Below are 22,994 nucleotides of genomic sequence, written 5' to 3' on the forward strand. Positions count from 1 at the left end.
ACAAAAACCTGCCAGCAATGGCAGGTTTTTTTTTGCCTGTTCCACACCTGACAGGCATGGGTAAGCCATTGGTAACTAGCGGCAATGGCTTTTATACGTTTACGGTAGGAGTACTGTTGTTATTGCTGTTAATACACGGCTGTAGATTTTTTTTCTTTCTTTGGGTTATTTCCTCAATTATCAAAGCAAACCGGGCTTCGTTGAGCTTATAAAAGAATCCCATCGTGAGCGCCGCCAGAATAGCCAGCCCGCACGGCCAAAGGAAAATCAGCTGGCGCAGGCCCAGCAGCGTTCCGGCGCTTTGTGCGATGTTTGGCACATAGCCAATTTGCGTGAGCATAATCCCAGGAAGAAAACCCGCCAGCGCGGCGGAGATTTTGCGTGAGAAGGTATAACCGGTGTAGACCGACCCCTCAGCGCGAATGCCCGTTTTCCACTCGCCATAATCCACGGTATCCGGCACCAGCGCCCAGTTCAGGCTGTTAACGAACGCCGTGCCGAAAAAGGCCATGCACGAAAACGCCACAAACAGCGTCGACGTACTGCCCCAGACAAAATTCAGCACATCGCCCACTGCCCACAGGATCAATCCGCCAAGATAAACCTGCTTCTTGCCAAAGCGTTTGACCGCCGTCGGCACCAGCAGCACGCCAATCAAAATGCAGCCCATGCTGAAAAAGCCCATCCACGACAGCAGATGCACATCGTTCAGCACGTACTGGGTGTAATAGACCTGAATAGCGAGCTTGATGTTGAACGCCGCCAGCGTGCAGAGGTTGGCGAGGCACAGCACCAGCAGCGGCGGGTTGCGGAAGATGGCACAGAACGATTTCAGCATGCTAGGTTTGTGATGATCGGGCGCGGCCTCGACGTAACGCTCTTTCACGCCGCTATAGCACCACCACATGCAGAACAGCCCGCCCGTGGCGAAAACCAGCGCAGCCACCAGATACCCCATCGACGGCTGGTCAGTGAACAGCGCCTGAAGGGGCATAAACCCGACCGTACACAACAGCAGCCCAAGCGTGGCACCGCCCTGACGCCACGCCGCCAGATGCGCGCGTTCCTGCGGGTTTTTGGTGATGGCCGGAACCATCGCACCGTAAGAGCAGTTCATCAGGCTGTAGAACAGGCCGAACAGCATAAACAGCGTGGTGGCGAGGGCGATTTTCACCGTCATGTCGAAATCGTTCGCCATAAACTGCGCCGAAGCGACCACGGCGACGGGCAGCGATGCATAAAGAATAAATGGCCTGAATTTCCCTTTCGTTTCAACATTGCGCCGCGAGTCCAGCAGCACGCCGGTCAGCATATCGGTGAACGCCGTAAAGAACTTCGCCACCAGAAAAATGATGCCGCCATACACCGCTGGCATTTCCAGCTTGTCGGTATAGAACTTCAGCAGGTACAGCGTGCCAATGCTCAACATCAGGTTAGAACCCAGATCGCCAACGCCGTAGGCGCATTTCTCGCGCAGGCTCAGCTTCAGGGTTAACGGATCGGGATAGGTCATCATCGCTCCTCGTGGCTCAGGCCGTGCGCTTACGCAGTGCTATCTCCTCAACGATACGGATGTACATTTTCTCGTTGAGGTTATAGAAACAGCTCATCGCCACAATGGTGATCACCGCCAGCGTACAAGGCCAGATGAAAATCAGTTCGCGCAGGCCTTCCACGGTGCTGGTGGACTGCACAGCGTTAGGCACATAGCCGATTTGCGTCAGCATCATGCCAGGGAAAAAGCCTGCCAGCGCCTGGGAGACTTTGCGAAAGAAGGTAAAACCGGTATAGACCGTGCCTTCGGAGCGCACGCCCGTGCGCCACTCGCCGTACTCCACGGTGTCGGAAACCAGCGCCCAGTTCAGGCTGTTGACGAACGCCGAGCCGAAAAAAGCCAGGCAGGAGAACGCCACAAAGCTCACCGAACTGCCGCCCAGCGTGTAGTTGAGCAAATCGCCCGCCACCCAAATCAGCAACCCGCCAATATAGACCTTTTTCTTGCCGAAGCGCCGCACCGCGCCGGGCATCAGGAACACGCCGATGAAAATGCAGCCCATGCTGAAAAAGCCCATCCACGACAGCAAGATCGGGTCGTTGAGCACGTACTGGGTGTAATAAACCTGAATAGCGAGTTTGACGTTGAACGCGCCGAGCGTACATAGGTTGGCGATGCAGAGAATAAACAGCGGGCGGTTTCCGGCAATCGCCCGGAAAGACTGCAATAGCCCGGGTTTGTGCGCCGAGGGCGCTTCGACGTAACGCTCTTTCACACCCGAAAAACAGGCCCACATGCACAGCAAACCGCACAGGGAAAACAGCGTGGCGGCGAAGATGTACCCGGCCTGCGGGCTGCTCTCAATCAGGTTCATCACGGGCACAAAGCCAACGGTACACAGCAGCAGGCCGAGCGTCGCGCCGCCTTGCCGCCACGCCGCGAGCGATGCACGTTCATCCGGGTTTTTGGTGATCGCCGGCACCATCGCGCCGTAAGAGCAATTCATCATGCTGAATACCAGCCCGTACAGCATAAACAGCAGCGTCGCCATGATAGTCTTGCCTGTCACATCAAACGGTGTGCCGACAAAGTTCGCAATCGCCAGCAGCGTCACCGGGAACGCTGCATACAGCACGAAGGGGCGGAACTTGCCCATCGGGCCAATCTTCTTGCGGGAATCGAGCATGATCCCGGTACCCATATCGGTAAACGCGGTAAAGAATTTCGCCACCAGGAAGATGATCCCGCCGTAGGTGCCGGGCAGCCCCAGCACGTCGGTGTAGAACTTCAGCAGATAAAGCGTGCCAATATCCAGCAGGATATTTGAGCCTAAATCGCCCATCCCATAGGCCAGCTTCTCTTTAAACGGCAGGCGCAAACGAGCCGGATCGCCAGTGTTCTCAGACATGTTCTGTTCCCCATTAAGCCTGATTGGCCGCGCGGATCGCCGCGACCTTTTTGCCAAACAGCAGTTGCAGCACCAGCAGCAGCCCGAAAGCAGGCAGCAATGCGCTCAGCGCGGAAATGCCCGTCGCACCTTTGATCAGCATCGCACCTGAGGCGATCAGCAGTAAAAAGACCATCACCCGGAAGACATTCACCGGAATACGCTTATGGACGTACTGTCCCACCAGTGAGCCGAGGATCATCGTTGGCACGCAGAACAGCACCAGCTTGAGGGTGGAAATCGTCAGAATGCCGCTGGTGGTCAGCCCGCCGATAATGGCGATGTTGTTGGCGGTGAAGAACGCATTGAGCGTGCCGCGAAACGCCGCCGGAGCCAGATTACGCAGCATGCCGTAAATCACGACTGGCGGCCCGTTGGTGGAAAAGGCCGAGCCCAGCGCCCCGGCGATCACGCCTATCGGCATCGCAATCCAGTTTTTGTCATACACAGGTAAGCGCGGAATAAACAGGCTGTAGAAGGAGTAGAGGATCAGGAAGGCGCCAAGCCCGATTTTCATGATGTGATCGGGCAGATAAGAGAGCGCGTAAATGCCCACCGGAATGCCCGCAAAGGAGAACAGGATCAGCACCAGCGCCGATTTCCAGTTGGTTTCCTTGCGCGACAGCCAGGTGGCGTACAGCGCCGTTGCCGTGCCGACAATCACCGACATCGGCGCCGCCATTTTTAACGGCAGCAGCAGGGTGATCAGCGGCATGGTGGTCAGCGCGCCGCCAAAGCCCGCGCAAATGCCGACAAAGGTGTACATAAACATAATGGCGATGACGATCGCCATCACGCTGTAATCAAGCTGAATGCCGTCCGGCGTGAATAGAGTGAAAAAGTCCATCGTTCACCTCTGCTTACAAAGCGCGAAGCTGAGCGAAAAGCGGCTGCCATTCGCTATGAGCACGATAAAAAACAGGCGGCTGGCCGAGCGGGGCCGCGACAGTCACTTCGCCGCCGCGATACTCTTTGCCCGTCCACGCATGGATCCAGCTGTCCTGCGGCAGATACACCGTCCAGTCACTGCGGCCCTGTTCGTGAACCGGTGCCACCAGCACATCGCGCCCGAACAGATACTGGTATTTCAGATCGTAAGTGCGGGCATCGTCTTCGTAGTGCAGGAACAGCGGGCGCATCACCGGCAGGCCGCTTTTTGCGTTCTGGGCAACGGCTTGTTTGATATAAGGTTTCAGCGTGGTGAAGACGGTGGTCATGCGGGCGAAATGGGTGATGGTGTCGGCATCGCTGTCGAACTGCCAGTTATCGCCGGGGCGATTGCCTTCGTGGGTGCGCATCATCGGCGTAAAGGCGTTGAAATCACACCAGCGCAGCAGCAGCTCTTTGCTGCGTTTCATCTCGAACAGGGTGGTGTAGCCGCCGATGTCGCTGTGGTGCAGGCCATGCCCGGTCATGCCGAGGGAAAGCGCCGCCGGTACCACTGAGGCCAGGCCATCGTCCAGACTCCAGTCGACGTTCTGATCGCCTGCCCACATCATCAATGAATGCTTCTGGCTGCCGGTATAGCCCGCACGCATAAAGAACAGCGTCTCGCCGAGCTTGCCGGTTTCCTCCAGCGCTTCGTAGTTGCACTTCGCCCACAGCGCAGGCCAGGCGTTATGCATGATTTCAGCGCTGATGCCGTTGCGCAGGAACGTGTCGGTTGGCAGATATTCCCCGAAGTCCGCCATCCAGCCGCCGCAGCCAAGGCCAATCAGGTTTTGTTTGATCACCCCTTTAAACCACTCGTACGCTTCGGGGTTTGTCAGATCGACCACGCCCGCGTAGAACTCACCAAATTCAACGTGATAATCATTCCCCTGCGCGTCTTTGGTCAGATACCCGCGCTTCGCGGCTTCGGCACACAAATCGCGGTCGCTCGCGACATACGGGTTGATGTAGGTAAGGTACTGCACGCCTTCGCGTTTCCACTGCGCGATCCGTTCATCCAACTGCGGATAAAGTTCCTGATTCCACTTCCAGTTCCACATCACGCGCTTGCCGAACGAGGTCATGCGGATACCGGACCAGTCCTGCGCCCAGATGCCGTTAACCTTCACGCCGCCATTGCGCATCGTATCGAGCTTTTGCTGACACACTTCGGTGCCACCCTGAACGCCGAGCGTCACGCCGTCATACACCCAGTCCGGCAGTTCCGGCTGACGCCCTAACAGCGCCGTGAGTTTTTCCAGCAGATCGACGTAAGTTTCTGCACATTCGAAGCGCAGCGTGGCGTTATCTTCCCAGAATGCCAGCTCGTGAAACTCAGGATCGCTGAAATCGAAGTTCATGTAGCCGCTGTTATCGACGTGGCAGTAGTATTTTTGCGTGCTGACAAACGTCGGCTGCGGGAAGAAGGTCCAGTAATAGTCGCCGCCCGCGTTTTCTTTGCAGTCCGCAAGCCAGGTGACGTGGCTTTTCTTATTGCGCCCCACGCCCTGTTCGCTGGTCCACAGTGGGAACGGTTTGCCGCGCAGATCGAAATACGAGAACTGCTCGCCGCAGCCGTAGATATGGTCTTCGGGTTTGGCGGCCAGACGCAGCCAGATACGGTTATGGCTGGCGTTATCGTTGTGCAGTTTTAGCTGTAGGCGGCCTGTGTCGTCCTGACCGATATGCAGCGTCGCGGTAGTCTCGCCACGGGAAAAGCGGATCGTCCAGCCTGCGCCTTGCTTCGTCACACTGGCGTCGGTCAGGGCAATTTTCTCGTTCAGCTTGTCCTTAATGCTGAAGTTGCCGCGAAACATCTCGATATCGGCTTCTCCGGTGCCAATCCACAGGCACGGTGCCTGGCGGGTGTGGCGTAAAATAAGACGGTGTTCAAACGACAGCGCAAAGCCATCGTCGAGGAGCAGCAGTTCAGGGTATTGCGAAGCCATGACGACCTCCGTTGTAGGGTAAGGTGTTTGTTTTTTTAGTTATTCGCCGCCGATAGCAAACCAGAGCAGGTGCGCTTCGCCGGGTTTTAGCTGCACGACATCAATGCCGGAGTTAAACGCATCCGGCGGGCAACTCATCGGTTCCACCGCAAGCCCTTTGCGGTCGAGCTTTTCGCCGGAATAGACCTGAAGCCACAGCTGATTGGAGCGCAACCAGACCGTCAGCTCAGGGTGCGCCAGCGTGACCTGCCACGGCGTGGCGCATTTCGGCACCGTGAAGGTGTGGTCGATTTGGGTTGCGGCGATTCTTCGTTGAGTTTGAAAATCGAGCGCGTGAGTGGTGGCCAGCGTCGAGGTGGCGACATCGAACAGCTGATTGGTCGGCAGCCGTAATTCACACTCATCCACGCTGTGCAGATTGCACGTCAGATAGGGATGCACGCCCGCCCCGTAAGGTGCCGTGACGTCGCCGATATTCTGCGTGAGGATCCGGGCGCTCAGGCCCGTCTCCTCGCTCAGTTGGTACGTCACTTCGCTGGACAGCATAAAAGGGTAGCCATAGGACGGTGGCAAAAAGGCCGATAGCGTCACGCTGGTGGGCGACTGTTCAACAATCTGCCAGTTCACCCACGCCAGCAGCCCGTGAATCGCCGTGTTTCCGGCGCGATCGTTAATCGCAGGCTGGAGCGTTTTACCGTCGTGCTGATAACTCCCGTCGGTAATCCGATTGGGCCACGGGATCAGCACTTTCCCCAGATGCGCCAGCGGCATCTCCTCAGGACGATGCGGGATCACGACGTGACGCCCGCGATGCGTCAATGAAGCCATTCCCGCGCCGACGGTGACGATTTTCGCCTGATAATCCCCGGCGTTCAGCGCAACAGTGCTACCGCTTTTATGCATGAGCGTTTCCCTCGCCGTTATTTCGCCAGGCTGTCCAGCAATCCGGCGGCAACCGCAGGGGCCAGCCCCGGCGCAAGCGGCAGACGTGGGATCACCAGGCAGTGCAGCAGGTGATAAATGTCCTGCTTGCCGTCCCAGACTTTGGTGGTGACTTCGTTATTGGTGTCGAGTTCCTGCCACCACGAGCCGTTTTCGTAGTCCATCAGGTATTTGATGCAGTATTCCCACCACGTCTGATACCAGGTTTCGTACTGCTGTTCGCCCGTCACCGTCCACAGCGCATAGGCCGTCCCCATCGCCTCGACAATCGGCCAGCGCACGCGCTCGCGGACAATCGGCTTGCCGTTCCAGTCGACGGTGTAAACGATGCCGTCGGCCCCGTCCGGTGCCCACGCATCACGGATGGTGGCGTGGAACAGACCTTTGGCATCTTCCAGCAGCCATTCCGGTGGCGTTTCAAAGCGGGCTTCCAGTGCGGCGCGCAGGTGCAGCATCAGACGGCCCCACTCGATCCAGTGGCCTGGCGTGCCACCGTAGGCACGGAAGCGGTGAGCCGGGTTTTCTTTGTTGTAATCGCGAATCGGGTTCCATTGCGTGTCGAAATGCTCGTTAACGCGATACTCCCCTTTGCGGGCGACGTCGTGAATGATCACCGACGCCACGCGCAGCGCGCGGTCGAGCCATTTACGGTCGTGGGTTACGTCATACACAATCAGGAACGCTTCGACGGCGTGCATGTTGGCGTTGCCGCCGCGATAGTCCTCGGTTTTGCTGAAGGCTTCGTCCCAGGATTCCAGGCACATGCGCTCTTCTTCGCTCCAGAAATACTTCTCAATGATCTCAATGGTTTCATCCAGAAGTTTGCGCGCGGCGGGGTGGCCGGTTGTCACCGCGCTGGCGGCACCCAGCAGCACGAAGAAGTGCTGATAACCCTGCTTGGAGGCGTCGATCACCCCTTCGTCGTTCACGCAGGCGTACCAGCCACCGTATTTTTTATCGCGCAGCGGGCCGTTGAGGGCGTTGATACCGTGCTCAACCAACGCGTAAGCGCCCGGGCGGCCCATATTGGCGGCAACGGAATAGGTGTGCAGCATACGGGCGGTGATCCACAGATGCGTGCCCTGATCGGTTTTGATCTGCCCTTTATTGCCGAGCCAGCCGAAGCCTGTCGGCACGGCGGCGTTTTTGCCAAACTCAAAAATGCGATCCGTTTCCTGCTCGAGCCAGCGGTTGTGGCTCAGGGTGTTAAACCATTTCATCGGAATGTCCTTTTATTAGCGGCGGGCCATCATTTCGTCGACGATGTCGCCTAAACGTTGCAATTTCGGGGCAGAAATATCGCTCAGCATCAGCCCGGTATCCGGCAGTCCCACCACCGTGGACCACACCGCGCGCCCGGCCAGAAAACCTGATGCGCCAGCCTGCATCGCCACGCGCACGGCACGCGGGAACAGTTTTTCGTCCACGCCGGAGGAGAGGATCACCCACGGCATACTGATTTGTTCATTCAGCTTCTGCGCGGCGGCCAGCAATTCCGGCTGGGTGCCTTTGCCGTACAGCGGCATCTCGACTTTGTAGAGATCCGCGCCGCTGTCGCCGAGTTCTTTCGCTGCATCCAGAATGGCCTGCTCGCGGTCGAACTTATCGCCACGGCGCGGTGGGCGTACCACGGGTTCGATAATGCTCAGCAACCCCTGGCTGTGGCAGAGCTGGTTAAATTCGCGAACCATCTGCAGGCGCTGCTGCGGGTCTTCATCGCTGCGCCACAGCACCAGCAGCTTCAGTGCTTTTGCGCCGTCGCGTCTCAGCGCCTGCGGGTCGATGTTTTTATCGATCATCACGCTGTCGACGGGAATGCCGTTGCCGGGAATGAACGCATCGGCAGCCACAATCGTCGCGCAGCTTTTGGCGACCGCCTGCTGCTCCACGATCTGGCGGTAGCAGAACTGCTGATCGACCAGAATCGCCGAGGCGAACGGCGACAGGATTTTGGCGGCGCTCACTTTGAAATCCGTCAGGTGCTGATCGGTCACAGGCCCCTTCACGCCTGCCGCCGAAAACATGGTACGCATTGCCTCGCGCTGATCGACCGCCAGCATCGCAAAACCGCCAGAAGGGCGGGCTATCTCTTTCAGGGTGTACTGCGTCATAACATAAGTCCTTGTAGATACGTAAAAATCAGTGGGAGATCCCGGCGCTGGTGCGCACCTGTTGCAGAATGGCGGACCAGTCTTCGCGCCCGCGTCCTGCGGCTCGCGCCTGGTTGTAGACTTCGCGGGAAGCGGCACCGAGCGGCATCGGCACGTGCAGCTGATTGGCGACGTCCAGCGCAATGCCCAAATCTTTGTGGGCCAGGTCAATCATGAATGCCGGGGAGAGGTCGCCTTTGAGCACCTTGTTCGGCCAGGTGGTGGTGAAATGGCCTTTTCCGGCGGCGGTGCCGCTCATCACTTTCAGGGCGACGTTCAGATCCAGCCCCAATGCCTCGCAAAGCGTCGCGGCTTCTGCCGACAGCGCATTCAGCGCAATGCTCATGTAGTTGTTGATGAGCTTCACGCGGATGCCCATGCCGGGGCCGCCTGCGTTAATCAGTTCATTGCCCATCGCCATCAATACTGGCGTGGCGCGTTGTACCTGTTTTTCCGTGCCGCCCGCCAGCAACAGCAGGGTGCCGGAAATGGCGTTGTCGGATGTACGGCCGACCGGAACGTCCATCATGCTGAAACCGCGTTGCTGCATGTCGGCAATGAGCCTGTCCGTTTGCAGCGGGTGAATGGTGGACATGTCGATCACCAGCGCATCCGGCGATAACCCTTCGCACACACCGTGTTCGCCAAACAGCACCGAGCGCACCAGATCGCCATTCGGCAGCATCGTTATCACGAACTCTGCGCCCTTCGCGGCCTGGGCGGGTGTGGAGGCTGGCTGTGCGCCTTTGGTTTTCAGCGCGGCAACGGCCTGCGGATTCACGTCGTAAACCTGGAGCGAATGGCCCTGTTGAAGCAGGTTGCTCGCCATAGGCGCGCCCATTTGTCCTAATCCGATAAAAGCGATGACCGACATAAGGTTCTCCTGATGGATGTCATGTTTTGTCAAAAATTGCGCGTTTGTGTTGTCTGTTTTTGATCGTATTTGTAATTTATAGTCAAAAAATTGACAGCCGTCACTTTTTAAACAATTGGCGAAATTAAAATAGCGGCAGGTTTTTCACGCTAAAGGATTCGCTATGATTCGCATCGCTTGTGTCGGCATTACCGTAATGGACAGGCTCTATTACGTCGGGGATCTCCCAACCGAAGGGGGAAAATACGTGGCGAACAACTATCGCGAAGTGGGCGGTGGTCCCGCTGCCACTGCCGCCGTTGCGGCGGCAAAGTTGGGTGCGAAGGTGGACTTCATCGGCCGAGTAGGCGACGACGACACCGGCACCAGCCTGTTGCAGGAACTGGAGTCGTTTGGCGTCAGCACGCGCTACACCAAACGGTTTAGCCACGCCCGTTCCTCGCAGTCCGCGATTGTGGTCGATGCCCGTGGTGAACGCATTATTGTCACTTATCCCAGCCCGGATTTGCAGGCCGACGCCAGCTGGCTCAACGACATTGATTTCAGCCAATGGGACGTGGTGCTCGCCGATGTGCGCTGGCACGAAGGCACCAAAAACGCTTTCACCCAGGCACGGGCCGCAGGCGTACCCACCGTGTTGGACGGCGATACCACGCCGCAGGACATTTCCGATCTGGTGGCGCTAAGCGACCACGCTGTTTTTTCGGCCCCGGGTTTGCGGCGAATGACGGGCGAGCAGGACTTGCTGACGGGCCTGAAAAAATCGCAAATGCTCACAAACGGTCACGTGTATGTCACCAACGGATCGGAAGGCTGCTTCTGGCTGGAAAATCAGCAGATTGCGCATCAGTCAGGCTTTTCTGTCGACGTGGTGGACACCACGGGCGCAGGGGATGTTTTCCACGGCGCATTCGCCTACAGCCTGGCGCAGGGCGAGGCGGGTGTTGATGGGGTACGCTTCGCCAGTGCCGTGGCAGCGCTAAAATGTACCCGTCCAGGTGGGCGCGCGGGGATCCCCGACTGTGATCAAACCCGCTCTTTTTTGTCACTTTATGTATAAAATGCGGGACGAGATGGTTTTCAGAGGACAACCCATGAGCCTTACCGAACTGACCGGTAATCCGCGCCACGACCAGTTACTGACGCTGATCGCCGATCGCGGCTACATGAACATTGATGAACTGGCGCAACTGCTGGATGTCTCCACCCAGACGGTGCGCCGCGATATTCGTAAGCTCAGCGATCAGGGCTTAATCACTCGCCATCACGGCGGGGCCGGGCGTGCGTCCAGCGTGGTCAACACCGCGTTCGAGCAGCGTGAAGTCTCCTGGACCGAAGAGAAAAAGGCGATCGCCGAAGCGATTGCCGATTACATCCCGGACGGTTCAACCATCTTTATCACCATTGGCACTACGGTTGAGCACGTCGCCCGCGCGCTGCTCAACCATAATCATCTGCGTATCATCACCAACAGCTTGCGGGTGGCGCACATTCTCTACAAGAATCCGCGTTTTGAAGTGATGGTGCCTGGCGGCACGCTGCGGGCGCACAACGGCGGGATTATCGGCCCTGCGGCGAATACCTTTGTGTCAGGATTCCGGGCGGATTATCTGGTGACAAGCGTCGGCGCGATTGAAAATGACGGCACGTTGCTGGAGTTTGACGTCAACGAAGCCAGCGTAGTGCAGGCAATGATGGCGCATTCTCGCCATCTGCTTCTGGCGGCGGATCACACTAAATATCACGCTTCGGCGGCGGTCGAAATTGGCAACGTCGCGCAGATGACGGCGCTGTTTACCGATGACGCACCGGGAAGTGCACTGCAAAACATTCTTAACGTGAATCAGGTTGAAATCGTGCAAGTTTCCGCTGGCGGAGAGGAAGCCGTACAAGCCTGAAGGCTAAGAAAATGCGGGTCAAAAGCATAAGGCTGAGTCGCATTTTCTTTCAGGGCATTTATCCCGGTAGTCAAACTCCCCCTTTCCCGCTACAGTAAAATTTCCACGGCGTGAACGGAGGCAAAAATGCTCTATATCTTTGATTTAGGTAATGTGATTGTCGACATTGATTTCAACCGTGTTCTGGGAACGTGGAGCGATCTTGCCCGCGTGCCGCTGGCCCGGCTAAAGCAGAGTTTTACGATGGGTGAGGTGTTTCATCAGCATGAGCGTGGTGAGATATCTGACGAAGAGTTTGCGAAAGCCATGTGCCACGACATGGAGCTTCCGCTCAGCTATGAGCAGTTTTCCCACGGCTGGCAGGCAATATTTGTTGAGCTACGCCCTGAAGTTATCGACATCATGAATACCCTGCGTGAGCAAGGGCATCGCGTGGTTGTTCTCTCCAATACGAACGCGCTACACACCACTTTCTGGCCTAATGAATATCCGCAAATCTACGCAGCGGCTGACCATGTTTACCTTTCTCAGGAGATGGGAATGCGCAAGCCGGAAGCCAGAATTTATCAGCGGGTGCTTGAGTCTGAAGGTTTTTCTGCCGCCGATGCGGTCTTTTTCGACGATAACGCCGATAATATAGAGGGAGCTAACCAGTTGGGGATCACCAGCGTTCTGGTGACCGGGAGAGAAACCCTACCCAACTATTTTATGAAGTCGTTATGTTGAAAACCGTTCATCAAAAATGTATTCATCATACCCGGCCGCTGGTGGCGTGGAGTAAATTCCTCTGGCGGCGCATCGAAGAAGATAATATGACGACGCTGGCCGGAAACCTGGCCTATGTGTCGTTGTTATCACTTGTGCCGTTGGTGGCGGTGATTTTTGCGCTGTTCGCGGCATTCCCGATGTTTTCGGAAGTCAGCCTGCAAATCCGTCACTTTGTCTTCGCCAATTTTCTCCCGGCAACCGGTGACGTCATCCAGCGCTATATCGAACAGTTTGTGGCTAACTCCAATAGGATGACCGCATTTGGTGCCTGTGGTTTGATTATTACCGCGTTGCTGCTGATGTACTCCATCGACAGTGCGCTGAACACCATTTGGCGGAGCAAGCGCGCACGGCCAAAAATTTACTCGTTCGCCGTCTATTGGATGATCCTGACCCTGGGGCCGTTGCTGGCAGGCGTTAGCCTGGCCATCAGCTCTTATCTGCTTTCATTACGCTGGGCCAGCGAACTGCATGGCGTTATCGATAATGTATTACGTGTCTTCCCATTGCTGCTCTCGTGGCTCTCTTTCTGGCTGTTGTACAGCATTGTGCCCACGACGCAGGTACCGAACCGCGATGCGGTAATCGGGGCACTGGTCGCAGCCTTACTACACGAATTAGGTAAGAAGGTATTCTCCCTCTACATCACTGCTTTTCCCTCCTACCAGCTGATTTACGGTGTGCTGGCCGTTATCCCCATTTTGTTTGTCTGGGTTTACTGGACATGGTGTATCGTCTTGCTTGGTGCGGAAATAACTGTCACTCTCGGTGAATACCGCAAACTCAAACTAGCCGAAGAACAAGAAGAAGCAGAGTAACCATGATTGCATTAATTCAGCGCGTAACCCGTGCCAGCGTCACCGTGGAGGATGAGGTGACGGGTGAAATCGGCCCAGGACTTTTGGTCCTGTTAGGTGTCGAAAAGGATGATGACGAACAGAAAGCGAATCGCTTATGCGAACGCGTACTTGGCTATCGAATCTTCAGCGATGCTGACGGCAAAATGAACCTCAACGTGAAGCAGGCGGGTGGCAGCGTGCTGGTGGTGTCACAGTTTACGCTTGCAGCCGATACCGAACGCGGTATGCGTCCGGGGTTCTCGAAAGGTGCTGCGCCCGATCGCGCTGAAGCGCTATATGAATACTTTGTTGAGCGTTGTCGCCAACAGGAAATGAACACCCAAACAGGACGATTTGCTGCAGATATGCAGGTGTCACTGGTCAACGATGGCCCTGTCACGTTCTGGTTGCAGGTATGAGCCCACTTCCCGGTAGGACGCGGGGGACAAAAGAGAGTGCCATTATGTACCATCTCCGAGTACCGCAAACAGCAGAAGAGTTAGATCAGTATTACCAGTTTCGCTGGGAAATGCTGCGTAAACCACTTCATCAACCCAAAGGCTCCGAGCGTGACGCCTGGGATGCATTAGCGCATCATCAGATGGTGGTCGATGAAGAGGGACGGCTGGTGGCCGTCGGTCGTCTGTACATTAATGCCGATAGCGAAGCGTCTATCCGCTTTATGGCAGTCCACCCTGATGTGCAGGATAAAGGTCTGGGGACGCTGATTGCGATGACTCTCGAGTCCGTGGCGCGTCAGGAAGGGGTTAAGCGTGTAACCTGTAGCGCCCGCGAAGACGCGGTGCCGTTTTTCGCTAAGCTGGGTTTTGTGAATCAGGGCGAAATTACGACCCCGCAAACCACACCGGTCCGCCACTTTTTGATGATTAAGCCGGTTGCATCGCTTGATGATATTTTGCATCGCGGTGACTGGTGTGCTCAGCTACAGCAGGCCTGGTACGATCATATCCCACTGAGCGAAAAGATGGGTGTGCGTATTCAGCAGTATACCGGGCAGAAATTTATTACCACCATGCCGGAAACCGGCAATCAGAACCCACACCATACGCTGTTCGCTGGCAGCCTGTTCTCATTGGCTACGTTAACCGGCTGGGGGCTGATTTGGCTGATGCTCCGCGAGCGCCATCTGGGCGGTACGATTATTCTCGCCGATGCCCATATCCGCTATAGCCGACCGATTACCGGCAGACCAACAGCAATTGCCGATCTGGGCTCGCTAAGTGGCGATCTTGACCGTCTGGCGAGAGGCCGTAAAGCGCGCGTCCAGATGCAGGTTGAGCTTTTTGGTGACGATGCACCGGGTGTGGTCTTTGAAGGCACCTATATTGTGCTGCCTGCTAAGCCTTTTGGCGCTTATGAAGAGGGCGGTAACGAGGAAGAGTAAAGCAAAGGCTCTACTCTTCTTACGTCATTAAGTACAGTGCCTGGCGCTTCGCCAGGCCACGTCTTGCATAACATCACGCGCCGTTTGGCTTACACCTCCCAGTTGGAAAAAACCGTGGATCACGCCTGAGTAGCGCTGACAGGTACACGGCACGCCTTGCTTTGTCATTCTCTGAAACAGCGCTTCGCCTTCATCGCGCAGCGGATCGTACTCTGCGGTGATGATATGCACTGACGGCAAACCGCTAAAATCTTCTCGCCAGAGTGGGCTGGCCTCGGGATGGTGACTATCGGTGCCCACAAGATACATTTCATAGCCCGATAGCAGCGTATCTTTGGTGATGATGTAATCGTCGCCGTTACTGACATAGCTCGTGCTGCGGGCGGTAGCGTCGAGCATGGGGTAAATCAGAAGCAATTGTGCCGGTTGCCATTGTCCGGCGGCTTTCAAGCGCAGAGCGGTTATGAGCACCAGATGCCCACCCGCGCTATCTCCAGCGAGCGTAATGCGCTCAGCGAGCACACCTAGCCGTTCAGCGTGGTGATGAATGAGGTTGGCACCACGCTCAGCGTCGTCGTGAGCGGCAGGAAAAGTATGTTCAGGAGCGAGGCGATATTGAACGGCAATCACCCTGCAGCCGCTGTAATAAGCCAACTGTCGCAGTTGGTTATCGTGTGTGGCAAAACCGCCACTCACGAAACAGCCACCGTGATAATAAATCACACAAGGAAGTAAGGCGGCGGAATTGAGAGGCGAAATCACGCGAAACATCATCCCTTCAAGCACAATATCCTCTGATGTCACATGCAACTCTTTCTCACCAGCCAGAACCGTGCTGGCAATATACCCGGCTCTCCGGTCATCAATATTCTGCAGTCGTGAAGAGGGTCTGCCTGCCGCAATAAATTCGTCTACCAACCCGGCAATGCCATTTTCCAGCGCCATCGCAGTTTCCTTTTGCCTGTATGTTTATACAGTTATATCCTGGTTTTTTGTCGATGAAAACGGGAGCGTTGGGTTATTCGCTAATTTCGGAAAGCGGATCGCAAAAGAAGGATGTGAATATGAACAGAGATAAATTGGCTTGATGATGTGATTAGCCGGACAAGTTTCGCCCGGCTAATGATGCGATTTACTCGCCTTCACCAGGGAACAGGAACGGGTTGATGGAGCTGCGGGCGAACCCTTCCTGCTCCATTCGTGCGTCCAGTACCAGTGAGGCAAGATCGTCTGCGACTGCTTCGACTTTCGGGTCTTTTTCCTGATAAAGAATCTTCAGGTAAGTACCGCAGTCACCGCAGCTTTCGGCTTTGACGGAGGCCTGCTCGTTGTCCAGCGACCAATAGTGTAAATCACGGCTCTGTTCGCAGTTGCTGCACTTCACGCGTACTACGTGCCATTCGGTTTCACACAGGTTGCAGTGGAGATAGCGAAGCCCCTGCGTAGTACCAATTTGTACCATGCTGGAAACGGGCATCGAGCCACAGACCGGGCAGAACTGGCGTTGTTCACCGTATTCAGCGCGGGCTTTCCCCGGAATGAGGCTTGCCATCTGCGCCCAGTAAAGCGACAGCGCGGCCCAAATAAACGGGGCTTTATCGCTGCTGACCGAGGCGAAGTCGGAGGCAAACAGCGCGCTGGCCATTTTCTCCAGCTCCTGTTCGGAGGCCTTTTCCAGGTTCTCAATGACGGCCAGCGCCGGGCCGCTCATTTCAGGCTTCAGCTCGGCAATCATTGATTGCAGCAGAGTGTGCCAGTGCTTGTCGCGTGGCAGAACGTGAATGTCCAGCGGCGGTTTGCCCTGGTCATTCGCTTCCTTCAGACGCGCAGTCAGATCCATCCGCAGCGGATGGTCATACAGCACCACTTCCTGTGCGTGGGCGATAAGCGCGGCAAAGCGCAGGTAGTCGCCTAATGGATTGTTCTCTGCCAGCTCGCGCAGACGCTCAGCACGGCGGTTGTAGAGGTTCTTGAGTCTGGGGAATAGTAACGGCGGAATTACTTCCGCCGTGCGTTTCTCGCTCGAACCCAGCTCATCTTGCGGGATTATGCGGATACTCATTCAGATGACTTTTCCTGTTTCTGGCGGACTTCACGGTACCAGCGCGGGTGATGTTTCTTCGCCCATGAACTGGTTACCCATCCTTCCACCATCGCGGTAATGGTGCCTTTCACCCAAAGGGCGGCGTAAATATGCACCATGATAACCACAATTAACGCCACTGCGGCAAATGAATGCAGCATTAACGCAAATCGGATCACCGGGATTGAGAAAGCAGGCGCAAAGTACGGACGCCAGATAATCACACCGCTCACCAGCAGCAGCACCAGGAAGATAATCGCCGCCCAGAATACGCATTTCTGGCCGAAGTTATAACGCCCGGTGTCACCTACTTCCTCGTTGACGACGATCTTACGAATATTCTTCGCCCAAAAGATATCATCCCGATTGATTAGATTGTGGTGCCAGTAGCGGAAAAACATGATGATAAACGAAGCAAACATGATGACGCCGACAAACGGGTGCAGAATTCGCGCCAGCTGTGGAGTGCCCATGATTTGCATTAACCAGTTGAAGGAAGGGAAGAAAAATCCCAACCCGCTCACCGCCGCCAGAATGAAGCAGAAGGCGGTGACCCAGTGGTTGATGCGTTCCGGCGCCGTGTAGCGCACGATGGTGTCACGTTTTTTCATTTGCGCACCTCATCGTTGTCTTCATGCAGATTGTCTTCTTCCTCTTCCGCGCGGTTTGGACCTACGCCGACGTAGTGGAAGACACTCGCTGCAAACGTTGCGGCAAAGCCGATAGCCGCTAGCGGTTTCCAGACGCCTTTCCAGAATTTCACGGTAGCACTGATTTCCGGGTTCTCCGGCAGCCCGTGATACAGGTTTGGCTTGTCGGCATGATGCAGCACGTACATGACGTGTGTACCGCCCACGCCCGCCGGGTCGTAAAGACCGGCATTGTCATAGCCACGGGTTTTCAGCTCGGCAACGCGTTCACCTGCCAGCACCTTCATATCCTCTTTGGAACCAAAGTGGATAGCGCCAGTTGGACAGGTTTTCACGCAGGCCGGCTCCTGGCCAACCGTTACGCGGTCGACGCACAGCGTACATTTGTAGACGCGGTTGTCTTCCGGGTTGAGGCGTGGCACGTTGAACGGGCAGCCCGCAATACAGTAGCCGCAGCCAATGCACTGTTCAGACTGGAAGTCGACGATGCCGTTGGCATACTGAATGATAGCCCCTTCCGACGGACATGCTTTCAGGCAGCCCGGGTCGGCGCAGTGCATACAGCCATCCTTACGGATAAGCCATTCCAGTTTGTCGTTTTGCTCCACTTCCGAAAAACGCATCACCGTCCAGGATTTGGCGGTCAAATCGGCAGGGTTATCGTAAACCCCGACGTTGCTACCGATTTCATCGCGGATGTCGTTCCACTCTGAACAGGCCACCTGACAGGCTTTACAGCCGATACAGGTGGTGACGTCGATGAGCTTCGCCACCTCTTCCTGGTGATCCCGCGCCTGAGGCGCGGGGGTGAAACCGTTAGTGGCGGAACGACGGATAATGTCTTGAGATTGATAAGCCATAGATCGTCTCCGTTACACCTTTTCCACGTTCACGAGGAAGGACTTAAACTCCGGCGTTTGCGTATTCGCATCGCCGACGAATGGCGTCAATGTGTTGGCAATAAAGCCTTTTTTCGCCACACCTTCATAGCCCCAGTGGATTGGAATACCGATGGTATCGATATCCTTACCGTCTACCTTCAGCGTGCGAATACGCTTGGTCACCACCGCCTTGGCCTTAATATAGCCACGGTTGGAGGAGACGCGGACGGTATCACCATGGGCGATGCCGAGCTTATTCGCCAGCTTCTCACCGATCTCGACAAACTGTTCCGGCTGAGCGATAGCGTTCAGCAGCGCATGTTTGGTCCAGTAGTGGAAGTGCTCGGTTAAACGATAGGTGGTACCGACATACGGGAACTTGTCCGCTTTACCCAACGCTTCCTTGTCGCCTTTAAAGATACGAGCGGCAGGGTTAGAGATAACGTTCGGATGCAGCGGATTGGTGCCCAGCGGTGTTTCAAACGGCTCGTAGTGTTCCGGGAATGGACCTTCCGCCATCTTATCGAGGGCAAACAGGCGTCCCATCCCTTCAGGCTGCATGATAAACGGCCCCACGTTGCTGCCTGGTGCGGCGGCACTGTAGTCTGGAATATCCACGCCGCCCCACTTCGCGCCGTCCCATTTCAGGAGCTGACGCTTCGGATCCCACGGTTTACCCTGCGGGTCTGCGGAAGCACGGTTATACAGAATGCGGCGGTTCAGCGGCCATGCCCAGGCCCAGCCCAGCGTGTTGCCAAGGCCGGATGGATCGGCGTTATCACGACGTGCCATCTGGTTTCCATCAGGCGTCCAGCTACCGGCGAAGATCCAGCAGCCGCTGGCGGTGGTACCGTCATCGCGCAGTTGGGCAAACGAGCTAAGCTGCTGGCCTTTTTTCACGATAACCGCGCCGGTGGCCGGGTCGATAATATCGGCCAGCGCCTTGCCGTTGCTCTCCATTGCCACTTCCTCAGACGCCGGTTCTTCTGGCGTTGAGTAGTTCCAGGTCATGTTTAGCACCTGCTCTGGAACCGGGCCGCCCTCTTCGGCGTACATCTTACGCAGGCGTAAGAAGATACCGGCCAGGATCTCACCGTCGGTCCGTGCAATCCCTGGGGCATCCGCGCCTTTCCAGTGCCACTGTAACCAGCGCCCGGAGTTGACGATAGAGCCGTTTTCCTCGGCAAAGCAGGTCGATGGCAGACGGAACACTTCGGTCTGAATTTTCGATGGGTCGACATCGTTCGACTCACCGTGGTTCTGCCAGAAGGTCGATGTCTCGGTGTTGAGCGGATCGATGGTCACCAGGAACTTCAGTTTCGACAGTGACGCGACAATCTTATTCTTGTTCGGGAACGAAGCGACCGGGTTAAAGCCCTGGCAGATATAGCCATTGACCTTGCCCTGGTTCATCATTTCGAAGTACTGCAGGACGTCATACCCTTTATCCCACTTCGGCAGCCAATCAAAGCCCCAGCTGTTTTCCGCCGTGGCTTTATCGCCGTAGAAGGACTTCATCATTGAGACGAAGAATTTCGGGTAGTTGCCCCAATAGTTAACCTGACCATCCAGCAACGGTTTTGGCGTGTTGGCGGTGAGATAGGTTTGCAGGTCAGCCTGTTTTTCGCTTGGCAACGTCATATAGCCTGGCAGGCTTTGTGACAGCAGGCCAAGGTCAGTTAGCCCCTGGATGTTGGAGTGGCCGCGCAGGGCGTTCACACCACCACCGGCCATCCCCATGTTGCCCAGCAGCAGCTGGATCATCGCCATGGTGCGGATGTTCTGTGCGCCGATGGAGTGCTGAGTCCAGCCCAGTGCGTACAGGAACGATGCGGTTTTGTCGTGAGCGCTGGTTTCTGCGATGTACTCACAGACCTTCAGGAAGTCGGCTTTCGGCGTACCGCAAATCTGTTCAACCACTTCCGGCGTATAGCGGGAAATATGTTGTTTCAACAGATTCCAGACGCAGCGTGGATGGCTGAGGGTGGTATCGCGTTTAGCGTGACCGTTCTCATCCAGCTCGTAGTTCCAGGAGGTTTTATCGTATTTACGCGCTTCTGCGTCATAACCACTGAACAGGCCATCGTCGAAGCTAAAGTCTTCGCGCACGATCAGGCTGGCATTGGTATAGGCCTCGGTGTACTCACGGTTGAATTTTTCGTTATTCAACAGGTACAGCATGACGCCTGACAGGAAAGTAATGTCAGTACCGGAGCGAATAGGGGCATAGAAATCCGCCACTGACGCGGTACGCGTAAAGCGGGGATCGATAACAATCAGCTTCGCGCCATTGTGGATCTTGGCTTCCATCGCCCAGCGGAATCCCACCGGATGCGCTTCTGCCGCGTTCCCACCCATCACTACGATGAGGTTGGCGTTCTTCATGTCGACCCAGTGGTTGGTCATCGCACCGCGACCAAATGTTGGAGCAAGACTTGCTACCGTTGGTCCGTGTCAGACACGCGCCTGGTTGTCGACCGCGAGCATACCCAGCGCGCGAGTGAATTTCTGTGTTAAATAGCCGGTTTCGTTACTGGATGCTGATGCGCACAGCATACCGGTGGAGAGCCAACGGTTGACGGTCGTGCCGGCATCGTTTTTCTCAATAAAGTTGGCATCGCGGTCGGCTTTCATCAGTTTAGAGATGCGGTCAAATGCCTCATCCCAACTGATTTGCTGCCATTTATCGGAGCCTGGCGCGCGATATTCTGGATACTTCAGGCGGCTTTCGGAGTGGATAAAGTCCACCAGACCAGCACCTTTCGGGCATAGAGCACCGCGGTTTACCGGGTGATCTGGATCCCCTTCGATATGGAAAATTGAGGCTTTCGCGTTTTTTGCGCCGTCGCCGAGGCTATACATTAAAAGCCCACAACCGACAGAGCAGTAAGTGCAGGTGTTACGGGTTTCGCGGGTGCGCAGCAATTTGTACTGCCGTGTTTCCGCGAGTGCGATACCTGGGGCAAAGCCCAGCGCCGCTGCCGTGGTTCCTGCCATACCGCCAGCGCAGATCTTAAAGAACTGCCTTCTGCTGACCTGCATGGATCGCTCCTTGTTTCGACATTGTCATTGCTTGTAGTTTTTCTTCGCCGGGGTGTGGCAAAGGCACTGAATCCTGCTATGCCCTCAATTCCAGGAGGGCTTTGATTCAGAATACCACATTATCGGTAGGCTTGTTCTAATGCGGTTAATGGTAGGTGAATGGATTTTGCTCGAATTAACATTGAACTGCGATGTTGATCGCAATTTAGTCTGATTTTTGGTGCATTTGAGGACATTATTAACAGCATTAACCATTAGGGGTTATGCGCCGTTCGCCAGGCTTTTTTCGCGATATGGCATCAAAAATAGGAATTGTGCGTTATTGCACCACAAACTTGATCCATAATAAGCCTCAATTCCCTCATCTTGTGATGGAATAGAGGCCCCGTATTTCCCGACGTTGTTCAGAGTATTTGCCGTGTTTAATTTTAAAGATGAAGTCGAACCTAAACCCACGCTGCAGTTGATTGGTGCGGTCGAGCGTTCTGTCTTCAGAAGGCCACACATTATGCAACCCACCCAGGACATTCTTGCTGAAGAAGTTCCCGTTGCGTTGGTCTACAACGGCATTTCGCACGTCGTGATGATGGCGACGCCGAAAGATCTGGAAGCATTCGCTATTGGCTTCTCGTTATCTGAAGGCATTATCGAGCATCCACGGGAAATCTTCGGTATGGACGTGGTTCCTGCCTGTAATGGCATGGAAGTTCACATTGAACTCTCCAGCCGCCGTTTTATGGGGCTTAAAGAGCGTCGCCGTGCGCTTGCTGGACGCACGGGCTGTGGTGTTTGCGGCGTTGAACAGCTTAACGATATTGGTAAACCCATCAAGCCGCTGCCTTTTAGCCAGACGTTCGATTTGGCCTACCTCGACCATGCGCTTCACCATTTAAACGACGTTCAGCCGGTCGGTCGCGAAACGGGTTGTACTCATGCTGCTGCCTGGATTATGCCATCGGGCAAGCTGGTGGGGGGACATGAAGATGTGGGGCGCCATGTGGCGCTCGACAAACTGCTGGGGCACCGGGCAAAAGAAGGCGCCATTTGGCAGGCAGGAGCTGCGCTGGTCTCCAGTCGCGCCAGCTATGAAATGGTGCAAAAGTCGGCGATGTGCGGCGTCGAGATCCTGTTTGCCGTCTCTGCGGCTACCACACTGGCGGTGGAAGTGGCTGAGCGCTGCAACCTGACGCTGGTCGGTTTCTGCAAGCCGGGAAGAGCGACGATTTATACCCATCCACAGCGATTAATCGGTGCTTGATTTATATTCAATTATTTTGACAGATAACAGCAAATCCTTCCGCTTTTAGTTGATTAAGATGTGACCTATTATTTATCACATCAAGGCGACACGCCTTATCCAAACAACTAAATTAAAGGGTTTATATCATGAAAAGCATCAAAACTTTCGTCGCAGTTATCGCTCTGGCTACTTCTTTCGGTACTTTTGCAGCACAAACTGTGACTGCAACCGCCTCTACTATTGACGGTGCAGAAGCGAAAATTGCTGCTCAGGCTGAACAAGCAGGCGCAAGCTCTTATAAAATTACTCAGGCTTACACCGGTAACCGTGTGCACATGACGGCTGAACTGACCAAATAAGCCACTAGCTACTGTCGAAAGAGCGCCCCAGGGGCGCTTTTT

General features: G+C 55.6%; 21 protein-coding genes. 8 read left to right on the plus strand and 13 right to left on the minus strand.

Annotation, left to right across the window (positions count from 1 at the left end):
* Nucleotides 1-91: 91 nt before the first annotated feature.
* From KP80_RS13495 to yihU, 8 genes are read right to left on the minus strand one after another with little or no spacing between them, the layout of a single operon-like run.
* Nucleotides 92-1,513, minus strand: coding sequence for an MFS transporter (locus KP80_RS13495; protein ID WP_052284169.1), 1,422 nt, complete (start codon nucleotides 1,511-1,513; stop codon nucleotides 92-94).
* A gap of 16 nt (nucleotides 1,514-1,529) precedes the next feature.
* Entirely contained in the window at nucleotides 1,530-2,903 is a 1,374-nt protein-coding gene (locus KP80_RS13500; RefSeq protein ID WP_052284170.1) for an MFS transporter, read from the minus strand.
* A 13-nt stretch (nucleotides 2,904-2,916) separates the two neighbouring features.
* On the minus strand, nucleotides 2,917-3,789 hold the full coding sequence (locus KP80_RS13505; protein ID WP_052284171.1) for a sulfite exporter TauE/SafE family protein: 873 nt from the start codon (nucleotides 3,787-3,789) through the stop codon (nucleotides 2,917-2,919).
* Between the two features lie 13 nt (nucleotides 3,790-3,802).
* On the minus strand, nucleotides 3,803-5,821 hold the full coding sequence (locus KP80_RS13510) for an alpha-glucosidase (protein ID WP_052284172.1): 2,019 nt from the start codon (nucleotides 5,819-5,821) through the stop codon (nucleotides 3,803-3,805).
* Between the two features lie 39 nt (nucleotides 5,822-5,860).
* Nucleotides 5,861-6,724, minus strand: coding sequence for an aldose-1-epimerase (locus KP80_RS13515; RefSeq protein ID WP_052284173.1), 864 nt, complete (start codon nucleotides 6,722-6,724; stop codon nucleotides 5,861-5,863).
* A 17-nt stretch (nucleotides 6,725-6,741) separates the two neighbouring features.
* Nucleotides 6,742-7,983 carry a sulfoquinovose isomerase gene (yihS, locus tag KP80_RS13520; protein WP_052284174.1) on the minus strand — a complete coding sequence of 414 codons (1,242 nt, stop codon included), beginning with the start codon at nucleotides 7,981-7,983 and terminating at the stop codon, nucleotides 6,742-6,744.
* 15 nt (nucleotides 7,984-7,998) lie between these two features.
* Nucleotides 7,999-8,874, minus strand: a complete 876-nt coding sequence (gene yihT, locus KP80_RS13525) for a sulfofructosephosphate aldolase (protein WP_052284175.1) — start codon at nucleotides 8,872-8,874, stop codon at nucleotides 7,999-8,001.
* Between the two features lie 28 nt (nucleotides 8,875-8,902).
* Nucleotides 8,903-9,787, minus strand: a complete 885-nt coding sequence (yihU, locus tag KP80_RS13530; protein ID WP_052284176.1) for a sulfolactaldehyde 3-reductase — start codon at nucleotides 9,785-9,787, stop codon at nucleotides 8,903-8,905.
* A 163-nt stretch (nucleotides 9,788-9,950) separates the two neighbouring features.
* On the opposite strand from yihU, the gene KP80_RS13535 reads away from it, so the two are divergent.
* From KP80_RS13535 to fabY, 6 genes are all read left to right on the plus strand, one after another.
* Nucleotides 9,951-10,847, plus strand: a complete 897-nt coding sequence (locus tag KP80_RS13535; protein WP_052284177.1) for a sugar kinase — start codon at nucleotides 9,951-9,953, stop codon at nucleotides 10,845-10,847.
* Between the two features lie 34 nt (nucleotides 10,848-10,881).
* Complete coding sequence (locus KP80_RS13540) at nucleotides 10,882-11,685, plus strand: DeoR/GlpR family DNA-binding transcription regulator (protein ID WP_052284178.1); 804 nt, start codon at nucleotides 10,882-10,884, stop codon at nucleotides 11,683-11,685.
* Nucleotides 11,686-11,811: 126 nt separating this feature from the next.
* Nucleotides 11,812-12,411 carry a glucose-1-phosphatase gene (yihX, locus tag KP80_RS13545; RefSeq protein WP_052284179.1) on the plus strand — a complete coding sequence of 200 codons (600 nt, stop codon included), beginning with the start codon at nucleotides 11,812-11,814 and terminating at the stop codon, nucleotides 12,409-12,411.
* Complete coding sequence (locus tag KP80_RS13550; protein ID WP_052284180.1) at nucleotides 12,405-13,271, plus strand: virulence factor BrkB family protein; 867 nt, start codon at nucleotides 12,405-12,407, stop codon at nucleotides 13,269-13,271. The genes yihX and KP80_RS13550 overlap by 7 nt, the downstream gene beginning before the upstream one ends.
* Before the next feature lie 2 nt (nucleotides 13,272-13,273).
* Nucleotides 13,274-13,711, plus strand: a complete 438-nt coding sequence (gene dtd, locus KP80_RS13555) for a D-aminoacyl-tRNA deacylase (protein WP_052284181.1) — start codon at nucleotides 13,274-13,276, stop codon at nucleotides 13,709-13,711.
* Nucleotides 13,712-13,755: 44 nt separating this feature from the next.
* Nucleotides 13,756-14,697: a fatty acid biosynthesis protein FabY gene (gene fabY / locus KP80_RS13560; protein WP_052284182.1), complete on the plus strand. Its 942-nt coding sequence runs from the start codon at nucleotides 13,756-13,758 to the stop codon at nucleotides 14,695-14,697.
* 27 nt (nucleotides 14,698-14,724) lie between these two features.
* Here the strand turns inward: fabY and KP80_RS13565 are convergent, their stop codons facing one another.
* From KP80_RS13565 to fdnG, 5 genes are all read right to left on the minus strand, one after another.
* Nucleotides 14,725-15,642 (minus strand): alpha/beta hydrolase, encoded by a 918-nt coding sequence (locus tag KP80_RS13565; protein WP_052284183.1) that lies wholly within the window; start codon nucleotides 15,640-15,642, stop codon nucleotides 14,725-14,727.
* Between the two features lie 187 nt (nucleotides 15,643-15,829).
* Nucleotides 15,830-16,759: a formate dehydrogenase accessory protein FdhE gene (fdhE, locus tag KP80_RS13570; protein ID WP_052284184.1), complete on the minus strand. Its 930-nt coding sequence runs from the start codon at nucleotides 16,757-16,759 to the stop codon at nucleotides 15,830-15,832.
* Nucleotides 16,756-17,391: a formate dehydrogenase cytochrome b556 subunit gene (gene fdoI, locus KP80_RS13575; RefSeq protein WP_052284185.1), complete on the minus strand. Its 636-nt coding sequence runs from the start codon at nucleotides 17,389-17,391 to the stop codon at nucleotides 16,756-16,758. The genes fdhE and fdoI overlap by 4 nt, the downstream gene beginning before the upstream one ends.
* Entirely contained in the window at nucleotides 17,388-18,290 is a 903-nt protein-coding gene (fdxH, locus tag KP80_RS13580) for a formate dehydrogenase subunit beta (protein WP_052284186.1), read from the minus strand. Before fdxH ends, fdoI begins: the two co-directional genes overlap by 4 nt.
* Nucleotides 18,291-18,302: 12 nt before the next feature.
* Entirely contained in the window at nucleotides 18,303-21,353 is a 3,051-nt protein-coding gene (fdnG, locus tag KP80_RS13585; protein WP_156315661.1) for a formate dehydrogenase-N subunit alpha, read from the minus strand.
* Nucleotides 21,354-21,861: 508 nt separating this feature from the next.
* Here fdnG and fdhD point away from each other — a divergent pair.
* Nucleotides 21,862-22,611, plus strand: a complete 750-nt coding sequence (gene fdhD / locus KP80_RS13595; RefSeq protein WP_231625928.1) for a formate dehydrogenase accessory sulfurtransferase FdhD — start codon at nucleotides 21,862-21,864, stop codon at nucleotides 22,609-22,611.
* A gap of 128 nt (nucleotides 22,612-22,739) precedes the next feature.
* Nucleotides 22,740-22,952, plus strand: coding sequence for a DUF1471 domain-containing protein (locus tag KP80_RS13600; protein ID WP_052284189.1), 213 nt, complete (start codon nucleotides 22,740-22,742; stop codon nucleotides 22,950-22,952).
* Nucleotides 22,953-22,994: the final 42 nt, after the last annotated feature.

This window comes from Kluyvera genomosp. 1 (assembly GCF_001266615.1).
In the GTDB taxonomy this organism is placed as follows: domain Bacteria; phylum Pseudomonadota; class Gammaproteobacteria; order Enterobacterales; family Enterobacteriaceae; genus Kluyvera; species Kluyvera cryocrescens_A.